Origin of the sequence: Iocasia fonsfrigidae, assembly GCF_017751145.1 — a bacterium.
Taxonomy (GTDB): Bacteria; Bacillota; Halanaerobiia; order Halanaerobiales; family DTU029; genus Iocasia; species Iocasia fonsfrigidae.
This window is the reverse complement of sequence record NZ_CP046640.1, coordinates 382,087-401,820: the sequence shown is the minus strand read 5'-3', so window position 1 is coordinate 401,820 and position 19,734 is coordinate 382,087. Positions and strand designations below refer to the sequence as shown.

General features: G+C 37.4%; 18 protein-coding genes and 1 tRNA gene. 4 read left to right on the top strand and 15 right to left on the bottom strand.

Features of this window, described 5'->3' with window-relative positions; genetic code table 11:
• Positions 1-258 precede the first annotated feature (258 nt).
• From GM661_RS02015 to GM661_RS02000, 4 genes are all read right to left on the bottom strand, one after another.
• Positions 259-1,650 carry an aminopeptidase gene (locus GM661_RS02015; RefSeq protein ID WP_230868521.1) on the bottom strand — a complete coding sequence of 464 codons (1,392 nt, stop codon included), beginning with the start codon at positions 1,648-1,650 and terminating at the stop codon, positions 259-261.
• A 97-nt stretch (positions 1,651-1,747) separates the two neighbouring features.
• On the bottom strand, positions 1,748-2,398 hold the full coding sequence (locus GM661_RS02010) for a Crp/Fnr family transcriptional regulator (RefSeq protein WP_230868520.1): 651 nt from the start codon (positions 2,396-2,398) through the stop codon (positions 1,748-1,750).
• Between the two features lie 66 nt (positions 2,399-2,464).
• On the bottom strand, positions 2,465-3,361 hold the full coding sequence (locus tag GM661_RS02005; RefSeq protein WP_230868519.1) for a FecR family protein: 897 nt from the start codon (positions 3,359-3,361) through the stop codon (positions 2,465-2,467).
• On the bottom strand, positions 3,358-5,082 hold the full coding sequence (locus GM661_RS02000) for a CHASE2 domain-containing protein (RefSeq protein WP_230868518.1): 1,725 nt from the start codon (positions 5,080-5,082) through the stop codon (positions 3,358-3,360). The genes GM661_RS02005 and GM661_RS02000 overlap by 4 nt, the downstream gene beginning before the upstream one ends.
• Before the next feature lie 162 nt (positions 5,083-5,244).
• On the opposite strand from GM661_RS02000, the gene GM661_RS01995 reads away from it, so the two are divergent.
• Both GM661_RS01995 and GM661_RS01990 read left to right on the top strand, forming a co-directional pair.
• Entirely contained in the window at positions 5,245-5,904 is a 660-nt protein-coding gene (locus GM661_RS01995) for a cytochrome c biogenesis CcdA family protein (RefSeq protein ID WP_230868517.1), read from the top strand.
• 40 nt (positions 5,905-5,944) lie between these two features.
• Positions 5,945-6,460 (top strand): TlpA family protein disulfide reductase, encoded by a 516-nt coding sequence (locus GM661_RS01990; protein WP_230868516.1) that lies wholly within the window; start codon positions 5,945-5,947, stop codon positions 6,458-6,460.
• A 4-nt stretch (positions 6,461-6,464) separates the two neighbouring features.
• Here the strand turns inward: GM661_RS01990 and GM661_RS01985 are convergent, their stop codons facing one another.
• Complete coding sequence (locus tag GM661_RS01985) at positions 6,465-6,869, bottom strand: DUF134 domain-containing protein (RefSeq protein WP_230868515.1); 405 nt, start codon at positions 6,867-6,869, stop codon at positions 6,465-6,467.
• Between the two features lie 206 nt (positions 6,870-7,075).
• The gene (locus GM661_RS01980) at positions 7,076-7,909 is read right to left on the bottom strand and encodes an Mrp/NBP35 family ATP-binding protein (protein ID WP_125987667.1); all 834 of its coding nucleotides are present in this window, start codon (positions 7,907-7,909) and stop codon (positions 7,076-7,078) included.
• 200 nt (positions 7,910-8,109) lie between these two features.
• On the opposite strand from GM661_RS01980, the gene gltX reads away from it, so the two are divergent.
• Both gltX and GM661_RS01970 read left to right on the top strand, forming a co-directional pair.
• Positions 8,110-9,582: a glutamate--tRNA ligase gene (gene gltX, locus GM661_RS01975; RefSeq protein WP_230868514.1), complete on the top strand. Its 1,473-nt coding sequence runs from the start codon at positions 8,110-8,112 to the stop codon at positions 9,580-9,582.
• A 56-nt stretch (positions 9,583-9,638) separates the two neighbouring features.
• A tRNA-Gln gene (locus GM661_RS01970) sits at positions 9,639-9,712 on the top strand.
• A 133-nt stretch (positions 9,713-9,845) separates the two neighbouring features.
• Here the strand turns inward: GM661_RS01970 and GM661_RS01965 are convergent.
• From GM661_RS01965 to GM661_RS01925, 9 genes are all read right to left on the bottom strand, one after another.
• Positions 9,846-10,040, bottom strand: a complete 195-nt coding sequence (locus tag GM661_RS01965; protein WP_230868513.1) for a DUF6485 family protein — start codon at positions 10,038-10,040, stop codon at positions 9,846-9,848.
• 1 nt (position 10,041) lies between these two features.
• A complete protein-coding gene (locus GM661_RS01960) occupies positions 10,042-11,124 on the bottom strand; it encodes an HD-GYP domain-containing protein (RefSeq protein WP_230868512.1) in 1,083 nt (360 codons plus the stop codon).
• Between the two features lie 171 nt (positions 11,125-11,295).
• Positions 11,296-12,057, bottom strand: coding sequence for an FMN-binding protein (locus GM661_RS01955; RefSeq protein ID WP_230868511.1), 762 nt, complete (start codon positions 12,055-12,057; stop codon positions 11,296-11,298).
• Between the two features lie 85 nt (positions 12,058-12,142).
• On the bottom strand, positions 12,143-13,087 hold the full coding sequence (locus GM661_RS01950) for an NAD-dependent epimerase/dehydratase family protein (protein WP_230868510.1): 945 nt from the start codon (positions 13,085-13,087) through the stop codon (positions 12,143-12,145).
• A 300-nt stretch (positions 13,088-13,387) separates the two neighbouring features.
• Positions 13,388-14,497: a glycosyltransferase gene (locus tag GM661_RS01945; RefSeq protein ID WP_230868509.1), complete on the bottom strand. Its 1,110-nt coding sequence runs from the start codon at positions 14,495-14,497 to the stop codon at positions 13,388-13,390.
• A 262-nt stretch (positions 14,498-14,759) separates the two neighbouring features.
• Positions 14,760-15,500 (bottom strand): glycosyltransferase family 2 protein, encoded by a 741-nt coding sequence (locus tag GM661_RS01940; protein ID WP_230868508.1) that lies wholly within the window; start codon positions 15,498-15,500, stop codon positions 14,760-14,762.
• A complete protein-coding gene (locus GM661_RS01935) occupies positions 15,501-16,523 on the bottom strand; it encodes a glycosyltransferase family 9 protein (RefSeq protein ID WP_230868507.1) in 1,023 nt (340 codons plus the stop codon).
• Positions 16,507-18,849 (bottom strand): glycosyltransferase N-terminal domain-containing protein, encoded by a 2,343-nt coding sequence (locus GM661_RS01930; RefSeq protein ID WP_230868506.1) that lies wholly within the window; start codon positions 18,847-18,849, stop codon positions 16,507-16,509. The genes GM661_RS01935 and GM661_RS01930 overlap by 17 nt, the downstream gene beginning before the upstream one ends.
• Before the next feature lie 13 nt (positions 18,850-18,862).
• Entirely contained in the window at positions 18,863-19,729 is an 867-nt protein-coding gene (locus GM661_RS01925) for a lysophospholipid acyltransferase family protein (protein WP_230868505.1), read from the bottom strand.
• Positions 19,730-19,734 lie beyond the last annotated feature (5 nt).

Below are 19,734 nucleotides of genomic sequence, written 5' to 3'. Positions count from 1 at the left end.
TATATTACAAAATCTCAAATACTCCAAAAAAAAATTAATCCTAGCCTGTTTTTGTAATATGTGAATGAACTTAAAAAAGTTCCATCCCCGCACTTAAGACAATTAGCGGTTTACAAAATACTGTTTGAACAAAACGTAGTGAAGTGAGTTTATTTTGTTGCTAATTGCCTTAAGTAGGAGATGGAGAATTAACTTTTTTAGTGAATAAGCATATTACAAAACAGGCCGAAGATATTTATAACTTTACTTGAAATTTCCTCACTTTTCCATAAAAACATTATAGGCCAGATAACTGTGATAAACATCTACTTTACTGACCAGCTCATAAGGGGCATGCATTGACAACAAACCTGGGCCACAGTCCAGTACATCCATATTATAATTGGCCAGGAACTGGGCAATGGTTCCACCACCACCCTTATCAACCTTCCCAAGTTCACCTATCTGCCATAATACACCTGCCCTATTAAATAATGAACGAACCTCAGCTACAAACTCAGCTGTAGCTTCTGATGCCCCGGCCTTCCCTCTGGCACCAGTATATTTTGTTATCACAACCCCTTTGCCCATAAAAGCAGAATTGCTTTTTTCGTAGACATCAGCAAAGGTTGGGTCATAAGCTGCATTTACATCAGCAGATAGAGCACTAGAATTTTCAATAACCCTCCTCACAGTTAAATCAGAATAGTCTTCATCCAGGAGATTGACCATTTCTGCTATAGTATTTTCAAAGAAATGAGACTGCATACCTGTACTCCCCATACTACCAATCTCTTCTTTATCCACCAGGAGGGCCATAGCAGTATTCAGGGGCCGCTCAAGGTCGATTAAAGCCCGTAAAGCAGTATAACTGCACACCCGATCATCATGACCATAAGCAGCCAGTAATCCCCTGTCAAAACCAACATCTCTAGCTTTAACCGCAGGTACAATCTGCAGTTCAGCACTAACGAGGTCCTCCCCTATGATATTATATTTTTCAAAAAGGATATCCAGAACAGCATCTTTGACACTATTTTCTTCCTTGTCATCATCTTTTTTAACAGGAATACTCCCGATAAGTAAATTCAGATGCTCTCCACTTATCCCCTCACTCATCTTCTTTTCCAATTGGTCCTTACCTAAATGCGGCAGCAGATCACTAATATAAAAAATAGGGTCATCATCATCTTCACCGATATTTACCTCTACTTTACTACCATCATCTTTAACTACTACACCATGAAGGGCCAGTGGGAAGGTTACCCACTGATATTTTTTGATACCACCATAATAATGGGTATTAAAAAAAGCAAGTTCACTATCCTCAAATAATGGATTCGGTTTTAAGTCAATCCGGGGTGAATCCAGGTGAGCTCCGACAATACGTAGCCCTGTACTCAGAGGGTTTTCACCTACAACTACAGCAATAATAGCTTTATCTCTATTTACTGTATATACCCTATCCCCTTTATTCAGGGATTTTACTTCCTTAAGGTTATTAAAACCCTCTTTTTCTAATAATTCTACAGCAGTTTTAACAAATTCACGCTCGGTTTTATTCTCTGTCAAAAACTGGGCATACTCCTTATTAAATTCAAATACCTCTTCTACTTCAACATCTTCCATCTCTAACCAGGCACTTTTTGTTTTGAATTCTTTGTTTGACACAAAAAATTCCCCCTTTCTTTTAATTCTTCCTTTTACATTATATCCCTTATCTTGTATTTTATCAATTTAAGCAACCCATCCAGCTTATCATATTACACTACCACTTCTCCGGTGAATATAGTATTATCTTATTCCCAGCCAGTTTAATCATCTTATTTTTTTTCAGCTTATGAAGCAGGCGGGTAACTGTTTCCCTGGATGTCCCTATATATTTGGCCATCTCACGGTGTGTCACCTTATTATGTATTATTCCCTCACCCTTTTTGGCATCAACATCAGCTAAACGCAATAATAGTCTCTTTAACCTTTTCTCAACATCATAAAAAGCTAAGTCTTCAATATCCTGATTGGCTATACGCAAACGACGGCTGAGCTCAGCTATCATCTTAATAACAATCTCTGGGTTATCTTTGATGAATTTGATGAAAAGCCTTTTTTCAATTACAAAAAGACGGACATCTTTGGCTATTCTGGCAGTAGCTGACCTTTTATTTTCTTCTATAATAGCCATCTCACCAAAAAAGTCCCCTGCTTTCATCCTCTCCAAAATTATTTCTTTACCCCCGGGGGCACCCCTGATAATATCAACCCCACCTGTTTTCACAATATAAAAGGCATCAGGGGACTCCCCTTCTAAAAATAACAATTCTCCTTCTTTAAATTGCCTGATATGTACTATTTCTTTTAATAAGAGTAACTGTTTTTCAGTAAGTCCTGAAAAAAGAGGAATTTCTTTAAGTTCTTTCATAATCAACCCCTCATAAAATTTGTTTATTAATAAGACAAATTACAATGATTTCATCTGCTTCCAAAATTAATTAGGCTTACCCTTACTTGATGGCTTGTTTTTATTAGCATTGCTGGAACTATTACTGGAGTTATTGTTAGAACTATTGTTAGAGCTATTAGATTTATTTTTTGAACTGTTACTTGAGTTATTAGATTTATTTTTAGAATTATTACTGGGATTATTATTAGAACTGTTATTAGAATTATTATTTAAAGAAGGATTATCTTTCTCTTTGCCTTTGGCTTTATTTACTAAACCAGGGGGGGCCTGTTTAGCAGTATCATTTATCCACTTATCAATACCTGCTTTGCTCCATTCTATAGAATCTTCTTTCTTCGTTTTCTTAACCGTAATTTTGTTTTTACTAACCTCTCCTATTTCCCCTTTTTCAACAATTTTACTGTTCTTTTTCTCTCCAGTACTTAACTCAACACTACCTTCTCTAACCAATAAGCTTGTTTTTCCATCAATATAGGCCACCGAAAACAAAGTACCTCTAACCCCGGCAACAGCTGATGGGGTATTGACCTCGAATTTAGTTAACCCCTTCCAGGCTTCTTTTACTCTGACCCAGACCCGGCCAATTTCAAGTTTTATTGAAGATGCCTTCCCATATTCAGTTAGTTTATTGTCACCGATTATAATCCTGCTGTTCCGGTCAATCTTAACAAAGGTTTGATTATCAAAATACAATTCTAATTCAGCATTTTTTCCTACTCTGATCTGCTCACCAGTCTCTAATTGTTCTCCCTTCTCTAATTGCCTCCAACCGTTTATCTTGAAAAATAAGAGTTTCCTGACAATCTTTTTTTCTACCCTTCCTGAAAGCTGTGTGATAACAACAGAATCCTCCCCTGCCTTAACAGATATTATTCCTCCAAGAATAAGTATACAAGATATTATTAGTATTATTTTCTTCATTGCTTATGCCCCCCATTAAGCAGTTTATAGATAATTACTTTTTCCTTTAATCCCCTGATCTCCATCTCGTTTCTTATAAACCCTTCCTTTTCCTGACTGTTTAGGATTCGGAAACTATTCTGGCCAATTATTATTTCTCCTGCTGCTGCAATATCAACAAAACGGGCCGCCAGGTTAACCGCATCACCTATGATGGTATAATCCATTCTTTTACTTGAACCTATATTACCTGCTATAACCGACCCGGTATTGATCCCTATCCCCAGTTTAAAGGAAAATGACAGGTTCATAATTTCTCTAGCAGCCCTGACAGCCGCTGTACTGTGTTCTGGAACAGCTAAAGGTGAACCAAAAAAGGCCATTAAACCATCACCCAGATATTTATCAAGGGTCCCCTGATATTGGAAAATAACATCACATACTTCGGAAAAAAAGTCATTAAGCTCGTCTACGACTTCAACTGAACCCCTACCCTCAGTATAGGCAGTAAATTTACGGATATCAATAAATAACACTGTAACATTTGCCTTTACCCCACCCAGTTTAACCTTTTCAGGGTTCTGCTGTATCTCCTGCAGAACAGCAGGTGATAGGTATCTACTGAAAAGCTTAACAAGCTCTTTACCATAACGTTCACTAAATAAATACCAGTATAGAAAACTCCCAGCATATACTAGACTTATCAGTAATAACGGTATTAATATATTAATATAAAAGTAATGCTGGTAAAATAAATAGAGAGCAGTAATGAGATAAACCCCTATGAATATAAAGAAATAAAATCTGGACTCAGCCGGTTTCTTTCTAAAAAAAGTTGTTAATGATATTAATATCAGAAAAACAAGAATAAAAAAATTGCCCTGAACTGGCATAAAACTTAAATAGTTTTTTTGTAAAAGACTATGTAAAACCTGTCCGTGTATCTCTACACCATAGAGATAGCCATATGCTGAAAAAGGAGTCATATAGAGGTCCCCAAGACCAGCAAGATGGGTACCAATTAAAACAAATTTATCAGTAAAATAGTCCTCCTGATAATTCCCATGTAAAAGGTCAGTCATTGAAATCTCTGGAAAAATCTGATGACCGGAACCTATGAAGTTTGGGTAAATTCTGCTCTGCTTAGATAATGCACTCAGATCCACACCTGCTAACTCAGCCATTCTGACAGTAAAGGCTGGATAACTGCCTTCCTCTGCCTCTATTAATGGATATAATGACCTGATAATCCCATCTCTATCAGGGATAAAATTAATATGCCCGGTCTCAACCTGAGCATTAAATAGGGCAGGTGGCTTTTCAATATCTATGACCTCAATCTCTTCGCTCAACCCTCTTGTTATCTTAAACTCCAGTACACTAGGTAAGACTATATTATTATAATCAGCAAACAGCCCGGCCAGTTCTTCATCTCCTTTATTAAACCTGGCCGATAGAATAACATCAAGGCCGATGACAGCAGCCCCTTCTTCCTGTAGTCTATTGAGCATTTTATGATAATAGTCACGGGATAAAGGCCAACCCCCTGCCTCCTGAACAGAATGATCATCAATAATAATAATGATAATTTTTTCTACATTATCTGGGAAAAAAACCTGGCGCAAAATCATCAGGCAGTCATAGACCTTATTTTCTATATAACTAAGAGGGGTAAAATAAAATAAACATAAGGCAATAAGACTTAATACTATTACAAAAACCCTTTTAAAGAGAACAGTCATCAGTACCCCCTCCTATTTTTATTATATCATGGTTCTAAAGGACTATAAAATAGTATTATAGGAAAATAGTGATTTCTTTAATTCTTTAATGTTAAATAGACTACAATATAGCCAAACTAAACCTGTTATAATATAATAAATAACTCTAAAGGGGTGAAAGCGGTGAGTTCTAATGTTTCGATATTTATAGCCTTTGGAGCAGGTCTTGTTTCCTTTTTCTCGCCCTGTATCCTCCCTTTAATACCATCATACCTAACCCTCTTACTGGGAAACTATGCTGAACAGGACAACAGAAAAACCAGTATATTACCTGCACTATTCTTTATTACTGGTTTTACTATTACTTTTATTATCCTGGGATTGTCTGTTTCATTACTGGGTAAATTACTCTTAAAGAACCTCAGTTTCTTTCGTAAATTGAGTGGTATTATTGTCCTTATACTGGGGGTACATCTGACAGGTATTATAAATCTCAGTTTTTTACAGCAGAATAAAGACCTGCAGATACCAGCGGAAACCAACAGATACCTTAGGGGGCTTGTCATGGGGTTTGCCCTGGCTTTTGCCTGGACTCCCTGTATAGGCCCAATACTTTCATCTATACTAATTTATGCTGGAACAGGCCAGACAGTTATGCAGGGAGGAGTTTTACTTACTTTTTATGCCAGTGGGCTAGCCTTACCCTTTTTCCTGGCAGCCGTTTTTATCAACAGACTATTACCATACTTTAAAAAGATAAACCCCTATCTCCCACTAATTCAAAAAATCTCCGGTGGTCTAATAATAATACTTGGTATCTTAATCTATTTTGGTCATCTGTAAATTTGAAGATCCTGTAAAATATAGAAAGGAGTAAAAAAACATGAAAAACAAATACTATCTTGGTATTGTCTTAATATTACTTATTATCTCAGTTACTACTGGCATTTTGTTTTATATGGGTAGGAATGAGGAAAATATACAGGTCGGCACAGAAATCGGTGAAAAGGCCCCTGATTTTACTCTCCCTCTAATTAACAATGAAGAAATTTCGCTGAGTAATTTAAGAGGTAAGAAGGTATTTCTTAATTTCTGGGCTACCTGGTGTCCCCCCTGTCAGATTGAAATGCCTGCCATCCAGAAATTAAATGATCATCATGATTCCATAGAAATACTGGCAGTTGACCTCAGAGAAAACAGAGATACTGTCTCAGAATACCTGATGAAAAACTCCTACAATTTCAGAGTAGCCCTTGATACCTCAGCTGAGGTCAGTAACAAATACCTGGTTCGCGGTATACCTACCAGCTATTTTATTGATGAAAATGGTGTGATCATGAACAAACACACTGGGGCTTTAAGTTACCAGAAGATGCTGGAACTCTTAAGAATTGAATAGGGCCTCAATCATCACATTCGGGGCAGAGGTATTTCTGATATATCTTTCCCCGCCTCCTCCTGTTCTGATAAACCTTATTATACCTCTCCCCACACCTTGAACAATGAAAATACTTATCTGCCAGCTTATAGTCCCCGCCATGGAAACGAATGGCTTTACCAGTAATCAGGGCATCAGCAATCTTCCTGCGGGCCTCTATTAGAACCCTTTGGAAAGTAGGGCGGGAGACATTCATTCTACTGGCACATTCCTCCTGGTTTAATTCTTCCATATCCTTTAACCTAACTGCCTCTACTTCCTCCAGTGTAAGACTAACTTCTTCTATATCGCGCATTGGAATACCGGCTGGTTTGAAATATTTATTTTCAGGAATAAATTCTATACGCCGTTCCTTGGTAGGCCTTGCCATAATTAAACCCTCTCCTCATAATACTTTAAAGTAAAATTATAAATTCCTCAACATGATTTATAACCATTATATCATAATTATATCAAAGAACATTAAACTTATAAAGTTGAAAAAATTGAACATTTCCGGTATGTTTTTAGTATAAGAAAAAGGCCGGGTAATCCCGACCTTTGAGAGATTTTATTTGGTTTTTCTTAGTTTTTAGCCTACTTTTTTAAAGACATCGGCTTTTTATCAGGGTCAAAACCTTTTTGTCTGTCTATTATCTTTTTCCCAATAGAAAGGTACTCTCTGGCTGCCTTAGAGTCTGGTTTAGAGCTTACTAGTGGTTGACCTTTATCCCCACCCTCTCTAATCAGGGGGATCAGGGGTAATTCTCCAAGCAATTCGGTAGATAGTTTCCTGGCCAGCTCTTTACCACCACCACTACCAAATATGTATTCTTTATGATCACATTCAACACACTGATAGTAAGACATATTTTCAATAATACCTATTAATTCTACATTGAGTTTATCAGCAGCCCCAGCAATACGCCCGGCTACATTTGTGGCTGTAATCTGGGGTGTAGTTACCAGTAATAGTTCTGCATGGGGTAATTGCTGCATAATGTTTAGGGCCATATCACCTGTTCCCGGGGGTAAATCCAACAGGAGGTAGTCCAGCTCACCCCAGTGTACATCTTCCATGAATTGCTGTAAGGCTCCTAATAGAAGCGGGGCCCGCCAGATTATAGGTTTGTCTTCATCCACAAATGAACCCATTGACATTACCTTTATCCCATTCTTTTCTGGTGGAACAATCTCCTTTTCACTCAGGGCAGCCGGGTTATCACTTAATCCAATAATCCTTGGAATACTAAAACCGTGTATATCAGCATCAATTATAGCAACTTCTTTACCTAGCGCCTTTAAAGCAACAGCCAGGTTTACTGTTACAGTAGATTTACCAACTCCACCCTTACCACTGGCTATAGCTATTAACCCTTCTTTAATCGACCCGTGTTCCAACTCTATCCGGCCATTTTCAAGACTATACATAATCTCGCCTCCATTATTAATATATTGTTAAAGAAAACAAAATATTATTACCCTGTAGTTATAAATTACTAAACAATAAATAATTATAGCACTATTACTGTCATATGTCAAAAATATGAAAGTTATCTACCTATCTACCTACCTTGTCTAAAATCACCCCTTTTGATATAATAACAGATATATAAAGGAGGAATTTGACAATGACAGATAATATAAGAGTAAGATTTGCACCCAGCCCTACAGGGGATTTACATATTGGTGGTGTAAGGACAGCTTTATTTAACTGGCTCTATGCCAGACATAATAACGGACAATTCATCCTGCGTATTGAAGATACTGATAGTGCCAGGTCTACAGAGGCATCTACTAAACAAATACTTAAAGCCCTGGAATGGGTTGGACTTAACTGGGATGAAGGTCCCCGGATAGGCGGAGATAGAGGCCCCTATTTCCAGTCAAAAAGGGATGATTACTATCAAAAAGCCCTGGAATATTTATTAGAAAACAACAGGGCCTATTATTGCTACTGCACCCCTGAAGAAGTCGAGAAACTCAAAAAAGAGGCCGAAAAAAAAGGTGGACAACCCCTTTATCCCGGTGGATGCAGGGAACTATCCCTTAATGAAAAAAAGAAATTTAAAGAGGAAGGCAGGAAACCGGTTGTCAGGCTCAGAACACCTGATACAGGATATACTATTGTCAAAGATATTGTTAGGGGAAAAGTGAGTTTTGATAACAGCCTGCAGGAAGACTTGATCATTGTTAAGTCTGATGGTAAGCCGACCTATAATTTTGCCTGTGTTGTTGATGATTTTCAAATGGGTATCACCCATATAATAAGGGCTGAGGAACACCTGTCCAATACCCCTAAACAGCTTATGCTATATCAGGCCCTGAATTATAAAGTCCCTGAATTTGCCCATGTACCAATGATCCTTGCCCCGGATAGAAGTAAATTGAGCAAACGGCATGGGGCTACCTCTGTTGATGAATTTAAAGAAGAAGGCTATCTACCTGAAGCATTAATAAACTATCTGCTCTTACTTGGCTGGTCTCCAGGAAATAATGAGGAAATTATCTCCCTTGAAACAGCTATAAAGAAATTCAACCTGGCTGATGTCTCCAGAACCCCCGCTGTCTATGATACAAAAAAACTCACCTGGATAAACGGTCAATATATGAACAGCCTCCCTCTGAATAAAATTATTGACAGGGCTATACCATTTATCAAAAGGGCTGATTTCTATAGTGATGAACTGTTCAATAATACAGCTAAAAAAGAACGCCTTTTTAAGATTATTGATGTTGTCAGAGAAAAAAGTAAGACAATTACTGAACTTATTGATCGTATGGGCTATTTTTATAATGAAATAAATAGCTATGATGAAAAAGGATTTAAGAAACATTTTACTAAAGAAGATACTATAGCTATTCTGAAAAATAATATTGACTGCCTCAAAAAGGTTACTCCCTTTAATAGAGAAAAAATTGAGGAAATCTACCGCCAGAGGAGTGAAGAATTAGGAGTGCAGGCAGCCAGAATGATCCATACTACCAGGCTAGCCCTCTCGGGAAAGACATTCGGCCCTGGTCTCTTTACCCTGGTTGAATTAATGGGTAGAGATAAATCTATAAAACGTCTTGAAAAAGCTCTTGCATACGTAAAAAAGTAAAAAATCCTTGACGATTTGACTTAACTGTGGTATTATGTTTTATGCAGTTAAGTTGTTGCCGGATTGTGTAATGGTAGCACGCATGATTCTGGATCATGTTGTCCAGGTTCGAGCCCTGGTCCGGCAGCCATTTACTTATTTAAAGCCTTACAAGCAATCTACAATTATAAAATGATAATATAAATTACTGCAATAGAAAAACCCCGGGGTCCCCGGGATATTTTTATGCCTATATAAACCCTGTTAAGGGGTTTTTTATATTACTAACTTTGTGATTCTATATATTTTTTCACAGAACGATCATATGTCTTTTCAACCTCAGGCGGGAACAAGCAGCCTGGCAGCTCATTAAGCTCCCTATGATAGGCAATACAAGCACAACAATTCCCATAACGGGAACATGATGTATAGGTACAGGTACAGTTCTTTGAGTTTTTTTCGTGTTGTGGACAATCCATTTTAATTATTCCCTCCCATCCAGGTAATTACTTGCGTATTATTCTTCCTGAAAACATCTAGACACGAATCTACTACTTCTTTATCATATAAGATACCCTTATTTTTTTCAACCTCATTTAAGGCGTTGGCCAGTCCCAGAGCAGGCCGGTAGGGCCTATGTGAGGTCATAGCCTCTACCACATCAGCTACAGCAATTATCCTTGATTGAAGAAGGATATCATCACCACTCCGACCTTCAGGATAACCAGAACCATCAAGCCTTTCATGATGTTGCATCACTATATCTGCTATCGGCCAGGGAAACTCAATTTTATTTAATATCATATAACCTGCTTCACTATGGGTCTTTATTAACTCAAACTCCAGTTCAGAGAGAATAGAAGGCTTGGATAGTATATCAATTGGTATTTTAATTTTACCAATATCATGAATAAGTGCTGCCAGGTAAATCCCCTTACAGCAATCCCCTGGTAAATCTAATTCCCTGGCTATCTCAAAAGATAACCTGGCAACCCTCTCCTGGTGTTGTGAGGTATAGGCATCCCTTGCTCCAACGGCTGAACCCAGGGCATCAACTGTCTCCTCAACAACATTATGTAACTCGTGAACAGTATTCTCAAGTTCTTTCTTGCTTTTCTTAAGCTCCTGTCTATTTTCTGCTAATTTATTATGTAAGTCATATACCTCTAAATGATTTTCTATAAAACCCTTAAATTCAAGGATTATTTTCTTATTAATACCAGAGAAGTTATTTTCCTTATTATCAGCAAGACATATTCGACCAAAGGTTTTATCCCTGCTGTCTTTTAAGGGATAGGATAGTAAAGAACGAAAGTTATATTTATCACATAGAATCTTATTTATAGCCCTGTCTACAGCCAAATTTATCTCTTCATGAGCAATTTTTTCCCCGTCAAGCAGATTATCTCTTTTATCACAATAATTTAAAATAAGCAGTCTATCGCTTTTTATTCTGGCAATAAAGGCAGTTGGAAGCCCTGTAATCTCTGTCAATAGCTCGACAATTTTCTGCCATTCATCAGTAATATATGCTGGTAATCTATCTTCATTAATATCATTCACTTCATCACATCCCTGAAAAATAATAATTATTGGTCTATCTTGATTTTATTTGATTTTTAAAATAATTGCAACAATTTTTTGTCGTTTTTTATCTTTTCTCTAGCTGCTCTCTTTAAACATAAGACAAAACCAGCAAGCAGAACCCCTGCTGGTTTTGTCGGGCTAAAATATCTATTCCGCTTCTCCTACATCCATAGCTGGGTCACGTCTGGCATGTCTCAGGGCATTTTCTACAGCCTCTTTATATCTTATACTAGATTGGGTAGCCTCTGTATATAAATCTACAGCAACAGAGTTCTCTTCTACAAACCTCTCAGCCATTTCCTCATTGGCTTCAACAGCAGGTTCATAGTCGTAATTATCAAAGTCCTTCCATTCACCCTCCCCATCTAGTTCCTTTAACTCAACATTATTCATTTTGTCATCAACAATAGTTACCAGGGCAACTGCATAACCATATTCAGTCCTCTCAGACTCACCTTGAAACTTCCCATCATAATATTTACCGTCTTCCTCTTCTCCCCTGGCATAGTCTAATGCACGTGAAACAGCCTCTTTATATTTTTCACTACTATGTGTAGCACCGGTATAGTTATCTACTTCGGCAGAATTTGCCTCTATAAACCTATCAGGCATCTCCTGCTGGGCCTCAACTGAGGCCTCATAACTATATGTTTCATAGTCTTTTTCATTGCCTTTTGAGGTTATTTCCATTAGTTTCACATCTGTAATTTTATCACCTTCTATAGTTACTCTGGCCCAGGCATATCCATTATCAGTAGCATCTGAAAACCCAGTATATGTACCATCAACAAACTCATTTTTAACTGGCTCTGGTGCTGCCTCTTCCTGTCTTTCACAACCAGCACTGACTATAATAAGAAAGAAAGTTAATGTTATCAGTAAAACACCTTTAGAATAATTTGATTTCATAGTAAGCCCCCTTAAATACTTTTTATTATTTTGTGTAAAGGGGACCAAATTATTCTACAATATAAATAAAAAATTGTATTATTACTCAAGAATATATTTTTTTCAGATAAGCTATCTCCCGTATCAAGCCTTCTTTAAAATCCATCTCCGGTTCATAGCCAAGCAACTCTCTGGCTTTTTGACAATCAGCAGAGGTATGTTTTACATCACCTTTAGCAGCAGCCTGATATACAATCTCCGCTTTCTTACCAATAATATCAGCCATCATTTTAATACTATCATTAAGGATAATCCCTTCCCCATCACCACCAATATTAAACACCTCTCCTGAGATACTATTCTCTGCAGCCAGGATATTGGCCTGTACTATATCACTTACATGGGTAAAATTACGCGACTGCCGGCCATCACCGAAGACAGTTATAGCGGAACCAGTCAGGATAGCCTTGATAAAGATATGAAAAGCCATGTCAGGGCGTTGTCTTTCCCCATAAACCGTGAAATACCTCAGGGAAACGGTTGGAACATTAAAGTTCTTCCAGTAAAGATAACACAAATGCTCAGCTGCCAGTTTGGATACACCATAAGGTGATACCGGCTGAAGGTAATTACCTTCTTTCATCGGCAACTGGTCAGTATCACCATAGACAGATGACGAGGAGGCATAGACAATCTTTTTAACAGTAGATTCCCTGGCAGCCTCTAAAAGCTGCTGTGTTGCCCTGATATTATTATCTGTATAGATATCAAAAGTCTTCCCCCAGCTGGCCCTGACCCCAGCCTGGGCTGCCTGGTGATAGACATAATCCACACCATCTAATAGCTCTATTAAATCCAGTTCCAGTAAATCTGCCTCAAGAAACTCAAAGTTATCATCCCCTTTTATAGCTGCAAGGTTTTCTTCCTTTAATCCCCGGGCATAGTAATCAGTAAAACAGTCAACCCCAATTACCTGATCCCCCCTCTTCAGGAGTTCTTTCGCCAGGTTAGAACCTATAAAACCGGCCACACCGGTTACCAGATGCATCATTTATTTTCAACTCCTTATTTATTTTTCCTTAACAGTTTTTGTATTAATAATAATTAAAAATCCTATAACTCTCTTCATTGTTCAATAATCGATTAAACTATATATAATATGTTTTCTAATAAATAAACATCTTGCATAATTTTTTTTACTAAATTCTGCAACCTCAATTCTCTCCTTTGGTTCAGTTAGATACGGAGTACTTGCAGCAATCTGCTTTAATCATCTGGACAACAATTTAATTATATAAATAGTAAATTTTAAAAAACTTTAAATGATAACTTTTTTATAATATAGCTTTTATTAATAATTATTTTCTTCAATCAATTTCTCTAATTGATTTAATTTTTCCTTAAAATCAAATTCTCTTTCAATAAGTTCTCTTGCCTTCTGTCCAAACTGTTTCTTATCAAAATTTCTAATCATTTTAATAACCATTTTAGCAATATCCTCAACATTTTCACTTTCAGTAAGATAACCAGTTTCTTTATCTATCATAATTTCACTTACAGAAGGTATACCTGTAGCAACAATAGGAGTCGCCATAGCCATCGTTTCTAATATTATATTTGGACAACCTTCCCATAAAGCAGTATGAACTAAAAAATCAATCTGATGCAAAATAGTAAATACATCTTCCCTAAAACCAGTAAAAATAACATAATCAGATAAACCTAAATCTTCCACCTGCTTTTTTAATTCAAACTCTAAATCACCTTTACCAATTATTAATACTTTAAAATTCTCAATTTCTTTTTTTATAAGCTTTACAGCTTTTATTAAATAATAATGCCCTTTTTGTTTATTTAACCTCCCAATACTTGCTATCAATAATGTATCAGCCTTTATATTAAATTCTTTCCTAATATTCGATTGATAATTAATTTTATCTTCTATCTCCTTTATTTTTATTCCATTATAAATTACTTTAATTTTATTCTCATTTAACCAATTAGCAGTATTTTGTAAAATAGTTTTTTTTATGGTATAAGAATTAGCTATTATATCAGTAATGCAATTATTTAATAAAAACCTTGTATAAAATCTATCTCTTATCGGTATTGCTAAACCCCTCCTATAAATTATTCTTTCCACCCCGGCAATTTTACCAACTATCCCCCCAAACTTTAAATCCTGGGAGAGGTTCATAAATAATACCTCAATAGTCTCATCTCTTAAATAATTTACAAAAGAAAACAATTTCACAGGGTTAAGTACTGATAGACTATTTTTAACCGACACAGCCTTTGTTTCCAATCCTGCTGCCTTAGCCCTCTGAAATAATTCGCTTTCTTTGACACTTCCCACTACTACCTCATATCCCCGTTCAGCCAGTTCCTGGGCAGTTTCAAAGGTCCACTTCTCACCCCCACCCCATTCCCTACAACTATTAAGAAAAAATATCTTTCTCATCTATTTCAACTCTCCTCTTTATTTTATATATTGTTTACTATTAAATTAAATAATAAATTAACTTAGGACTTTTTTGTCATATACGAAGGAACGTTTAAAAAGCTCCATCCCCGCACTTAAGACAACAAGTGTTTTGCAAAATACTGTTTGAACGAAACGTAGTGAAGTGAGTTTATTTTGCACTAATTGGCTTAAGGCGGAGATGGGAATTAGCTTTTTTTAGTGAGTAAGTATATGTCAAAAAGTCCGGACGCTTATATATCTATAAGTTGTTCTTCTCCCATAACTTAATATACCTTAAAAACTGATAAAATGCAGAAATAATTGATAGAAATAGTCCCTGTTTCCCCAGTAAAAAACCCTTCTTTAAAATATACTTCTTAATAAACTCCACCAAAGGCCTGATTAAGATATAGGCCAGTCCTTTATTCTTTCCCTTATAAAACATATCTTCCGCAGATAGAGAAGTATACTGGTTTATTTTCTCAAGATAATGGTGGAGATTATTATAGGTATAGTGTATTAAGTCATGATTAAGTTTCCCTGTTTCCCCTTTCGGATTAATGCCTTCATGAACCAGGCCGCTAAAACTTACACCTTTATTTTGGAATAACCTCAAGGTATAATCAGGGTACCAACCACAGTATTTGATCCATTTACCTAAAAAATAATTTTTCCGGGGGATTTCATAAGCAACCATATCAGGGGCAGTCAGAATCTCCAAAATCTCATCCCTTAGTTCTACAGTAACCCTTTCATCAGCATCAACAGCCAGCACCCAGTCTGATTCTATTTTATCCAGTCCGTAATTCCTCTGAGATGCAAAATTGTCAAATTCTCGTTTATAAACTTTATCAGTAAATTCTTTACTTATTTCTATAGTACGGTCTGTACTATAGGAGTCAATCACAACTATTTCATCTGCCCAGTCTACACTCTCTAGACAGTCCCTGATATTATCCTCTTCATTATATGTTAAAACCAGTATACCAATACCAGGCATTTATAACAACCCACTCTCATCAATTATTCTTATTATATCACTAACTTTAATCTCTGTCATACACCTGTGATGGTGTAAAGGACATTCATGTTCCCCACAAGGCTGACAGTCAAGACCCGCTGTAATTATTCTACTCCCCTTTCTGGAGGGACGGTATTTTAATTCATCAGATGGACCAAAGATAGTAATACTTGCTGTACCAACTGCATCAGCGACATGAACCGGTCCACTGTCATTACTGATTACCAGTTCACAGCATTCCATCAAGGCTGCCAGCTCTTCCAGAGACGTCCTGCCGGCAGCAACAATAGGCTCACTGGCCATCAGGGATACTATTTCATCTACCCGTCCGAGGTCACTTTTACCCCCTGTTAAAACAGGCCTGACATCATAGTTGTTTACTAAAGCATCTGCCAGTTCAGCAAATCTAGCTATAGGCCAGCGCTTGGTTGGCCAGGTACCACCTGTATTTAAGGCTACTAATCTATCACCAGGAATTACCCCTTCCCCCTCCAAAAAAGCCTTTATCCCTTGACTGGCTTCAGGAGAAACACTTAATTGTGGTATATTATCTGTCAGAGATTTAAACCCTATTTCCTCTAAAAAAGCAAGATAGGCCTCTGTCATATGCATACCCTCAGAACGCTTTATTTCCTGGTCAAGGAAAATCCCCCTACCTTTACCCCCATAACCAAGACTATAAACCGGGTTGACTAATTTTAATAAAATAGCTGTCCGCCAGTTACCGTGGATATTTAAGCCCAGGTCATAGTTGTTTTGAGATAGTTTCCGGGCAAAGGATATACCCTGCCTTAATCCCCATTTCTTATTATATGCATAGACATTATCAAGGTCTGGATTGGTTTTAATCAGGTCATAGAAATTACTATTAACAATCATATCTATCCTTTTATCTGGTAAATTCATACGTAGATTTTTAATAAATGGTGTGGCAAACATCAAATCACCCAGATAAAGTAGGTCAATAATTATTACACTTTTAGCATTAATTACCTGATTCATACCTTTCCACCCCTAAGATCTCACATGTTTTATTAAATACCCTGTCAACTCCTATATTTTTCATACACTTATTATGTCCAGCCGGACAACTGCGTTTCCAGCATAATTTACAGTCAATATCATCCTGAATTACCAGATGGCCCTCACCATAAGGGCCGTGTGTAACAGGGTCTGTAGGTCCCATCAGGGCAATCACCCTGGTTCCTACAGCTGCTGCCAGGTGCATTGGGCCGGTATCCCCACCAATAAAGAGCTCAACCCTGCGGTATAGTTCTGCCAACTCTCGTAGATTGGTTTTTCCTGCCAGGTTAAGTGCCTCTGTCTGCATTAAATTTATAATTCCAGCTATTCCCTCTCTATCACCAGACCCACCAGTAAAAACCACAGCATAGTTCAATTTATTTTTTATAAGGTCAGCCAGTCTAGCAAAATACTCAGGAGGCCAGTTCTTCGATTCCCAGGTAGTATAGGGATTAAGGGCTATTATTTTCTTTGACCCACAGGCCTGTAATAAGCTGGAGACTCTTTCCCTATCAGCCCGGCTGCTTACTATATCAAATTCTACCTCTGCTGTCTCGGCGCCGACTGCTGCCGCTAGAGCCAGCCTTTTCTCAATAACATGTATCTTCTGCTCAGGAACTTTAATCTTCCTATTGTAAAAAAGAGTACTACCTTCCCGACCATCTGCCGGTCCATACCTGAGTGAAGAAGCACTCAAATAAGTGCTCAAACCGCTTTTGAAAAGACCGTGAATATCCAGAACAAGGTCAAAATCACGGCTTTTAACCTTTTTAAAAAAACTGCGAAACATTTTCAAAGCCTGAATTTTATTTTTCTTAAATACAGCCAACCACTCCCTTTTAGGCATAACAAATACCTGGTCCAGATAGGAATTAGCCAGAACCAGTTCGCTGGCCTTTTCCTCTACCAGCCAGCTTATCTCAGCATCAGGATAGGCCTTTCTCAGGGCATATGCTACCGGTAGGGAATGAATAACATCACCAATAGCACTTAACCTGACTATTAATATCTTTTCTGTCTTTTTTTCAGGGAGCAGTCTGTTAAGAAACTCTAGGTTTTTGTCTACAGCACCCCTGTTTTGATTTATTATCTCACGACCCTGCTTCCCCATTTTATGCAAGCTATCCCTATCAGACAGATAGGTCAGTATTTCAGCTGCCAGTTCTTTTTCATCATTAACCTGCACCCCTGCCCCGGCAGCAAGAATGTCCCTGGTATCGGCCGCAAAATTAAACATATGGGGGCCGAAGAAAACTGGTTTACCCAGAGCAGCCGGTTCTAAAATATTGTGCCCCCCCCGCGGGATTAAACTGCCACCTACAAATACCAGATCAGCTATACTATAGAGCTTAACTAATTCCCCAATAGTATCTACCAGAATAATAGAATCCCTACCAGGGTCATAATTAACTATCCTGGTCCTCAGAACCGTATTAAAACCCCGTTCTTTAAAATCCTTTAATAACTGCTCAGCCCTTTCAATATATCTGGGGGCTATCATCAAAACTGCTTTAGGATATTCCCCTTTTACCTCTTTAAAAACAGTTAATAATTTTTCTTCTTCACCCTCATGGGTACTGCCAGCCACAATGATGGGGCCTAAATTATCCATCTTAAACTCCTTTAAGAGCTCGTCCTGATTAACATCCAGATTAAGACCATCAAATCTATCAAACTTAATATTGCCAGTACAATAAACCCTTTCCTCCGGGGCACCCAGTGATATAACCCTTTCATAGTCTATACTGGACTGCATACTAAAAATGTCAATCTTTTTTAGTACATCCCGGATAAGAGGCTTGATATAACGATAGTTTTTAATACTGCTGTCACCAATCCTCCCACTGGCTACCATCAATTTACAACCTGCTTTACTGGCTTTTTTAATTAGATTGGGCCATAACTCTGTTTCCATCATTATAATCAAAGCCGGATTTATTTTTTCTATAACCCTGCCTGCTATCCAGGATATATCCAGCGGAAAATAGAAAACACCATCTATCATCTCATTTTTCTTTGCCATAGAACGCCCGGTATATGATATAGTGGAGACAAACAAAGTGGCTGCTGGATATTCTTCCCTGATTCTTTTAATTAAAACCCCGGCTGCTATTGTTTCTCCCATTGAAGCGGCATGGAGCCAGATTACTCTATCTCCCCAGGCTTTATTAATAAGCTCTGAAGGCAGAAAGCCCAGACGTTCCAGGAACCCCTCCCGGTATCTACCTCTGATGAATTTAAATAATAAGACAGGTAAATATAATATAAATGCTAAAAAAATAATAATATTATAGATAATATACAAATACTTCAACCCCTTATCTCTTCCACCTGCGGTGAGGCCAAAACCACTGTATCGGTTCTTTCCTTATCTCTTCTTCAATTACCCCTGTTAATTCCTGTAATAACTCCCGCTGTGCATCTTTAGAAGCATCTTTAGAAATAGAGTAGGGTTTTTTAATAACAAGCCTGTGTTTGCCCCATTCCTCTCTAAGCAAAAAGGCCGGAAGAATTACTGACCCTGTCCGACGGGCTAACTGTACTACCCCTGGATAAGTCGAGGCCGGGGTACCAAAAAAATCTATCTGCCATCCTTTTTTACGGGCATTTTGATCTCCAAGTATAAATAGTAATTCTCCGCCTTTTAATACTTTATACACCTTACGTACAGATATTCCTTTAGGTATAATATTTATCCCCTGAGAACTCCTGATTTTATTTATTTTTCTATCAAAATAAACATTATCCTGTGTCCGGGCAATAGCATTAACTGGATACCCCAGCTGTGATATCACAGAACCCAGCCATTCCCAGTTGCCAAAATGTGCTGTATACATAATAATACCTTTTCCCTGTCGATAAGCATCTTTTAAGTAATCCAGCCCTTCTATCTCAATAGAAGATGTAATTAAATCCTTATTTAAGTTACCTGATATAATAAATTCTACAAAAGTTAAACCCATCTGCTGATAAACCTTTTTACACAGGGAAACTAAATCTTCTTCTGAATAATTACTCCCTAAAGCCCTTCTAAGATTAGCTAAGGTTACCTCTCTTCTGCTTTTTAACAAAAAATATATTAGTTTTCCCAGACCTATACCTATATAATAATCAATTTTATCAGGGACAAAACAAATTATATAGTAAAACACCATAAATAAGCTGTAAAGAACCGATTCTTTCATACTAT

Coding starts and splice junctions, on each gene's coding strand:
- GM661_RS02010 (WP_230868520.1), bottom strand. CDS start 2,398: ATGAAAGAACTTAAAGAAATTCCTCTTTTTTCAGGACTTACTGAAAAA.
- GM661_RS02005 (WP_230868519.1), bottom strand. CDS start 3,361: ATGAAGAAAATAATACTAATAATATCTTGTATACTTATTCTTGGAGGA.
- GM661_RS02000 (WP_230868518.1), bottom strand. CDS start 5,082: ATGACTGTTCTCTTTAAAAGGGTTTTTGTAATAGTATTAAGTCTTATT.
- GM661_RS01990 (WP_230868516.1), top strand. CDS start 5,945: ATGAAAAACAAATACTATCTTGGTATTGTCTTAATATTACTTATTATC.
- GM661_RS01985 (WP_230868515.1), bottom strand. CDS start 6,869: ATGGCAAGGCCTACCAAGGAACGGCGTATAGAATTTATTCCTGAAAAT.
- GM661_RS01980 (WP_125987667.1), bottom strand. CDS start 7,909: ATGTATAGTCTTGAAAATGGCCGGATAGAGTTGGAACACGGGTCGATT.
- gltX (WP_230868514.1), top strand. CDS start 8,110: ATGACAGATAATATAAGAGTAAGATTTGCACCCAGCCCTACAGGGGAT.
- GM661_RS01965 (WP_230868513.1), bottom strand. CDS start 10,040: ATGGATTGTCCACAACACGAAAAAAACTCAAAGAACTGTACCTGTACC.
- GM661_RS01955 (WP_230868511.1), bottom strand. CDS start 12,057: ATGAAATCAAATTATTCTAAAGGTGTTTTACTGATAACATTAACTTTC.
- GM661_RS01950 (WP_230868510.1), bottom strand. CDS start 13,087: ATGATGCATCTGGTAACCGGTGTGGCCGGTTTTATAGGTTCTAACCTG.
- GM661_RS01945 (WP_230868509.1), bottom strand. CDS start 14,497: ATGAGAAAGATATTTTTTCTTAATAGTTGTAGGGAATGGGGTGGGGGT.
- GM661_RS01940 (WP_230868508.1), bottom strand. CDS start 15,500: ATGCCTGGTATTGGTATACTGGTTTTAACATATAATGAAGAGGATAAT.
- GM661_RS01935 (WP_230868507.1), bottom strand. CDS start 16,523: ATGAATCAGGTAATTAATGCTAAAAGTGTAATAATTATTGACCTACTT.
- GM661_RS01925 (WP_230868505.1), bottom strand. CDS start 19,729: ATGAAAGAATCGGTTCTTTACAGCTTATTTATGGTGTTTTACTATATA.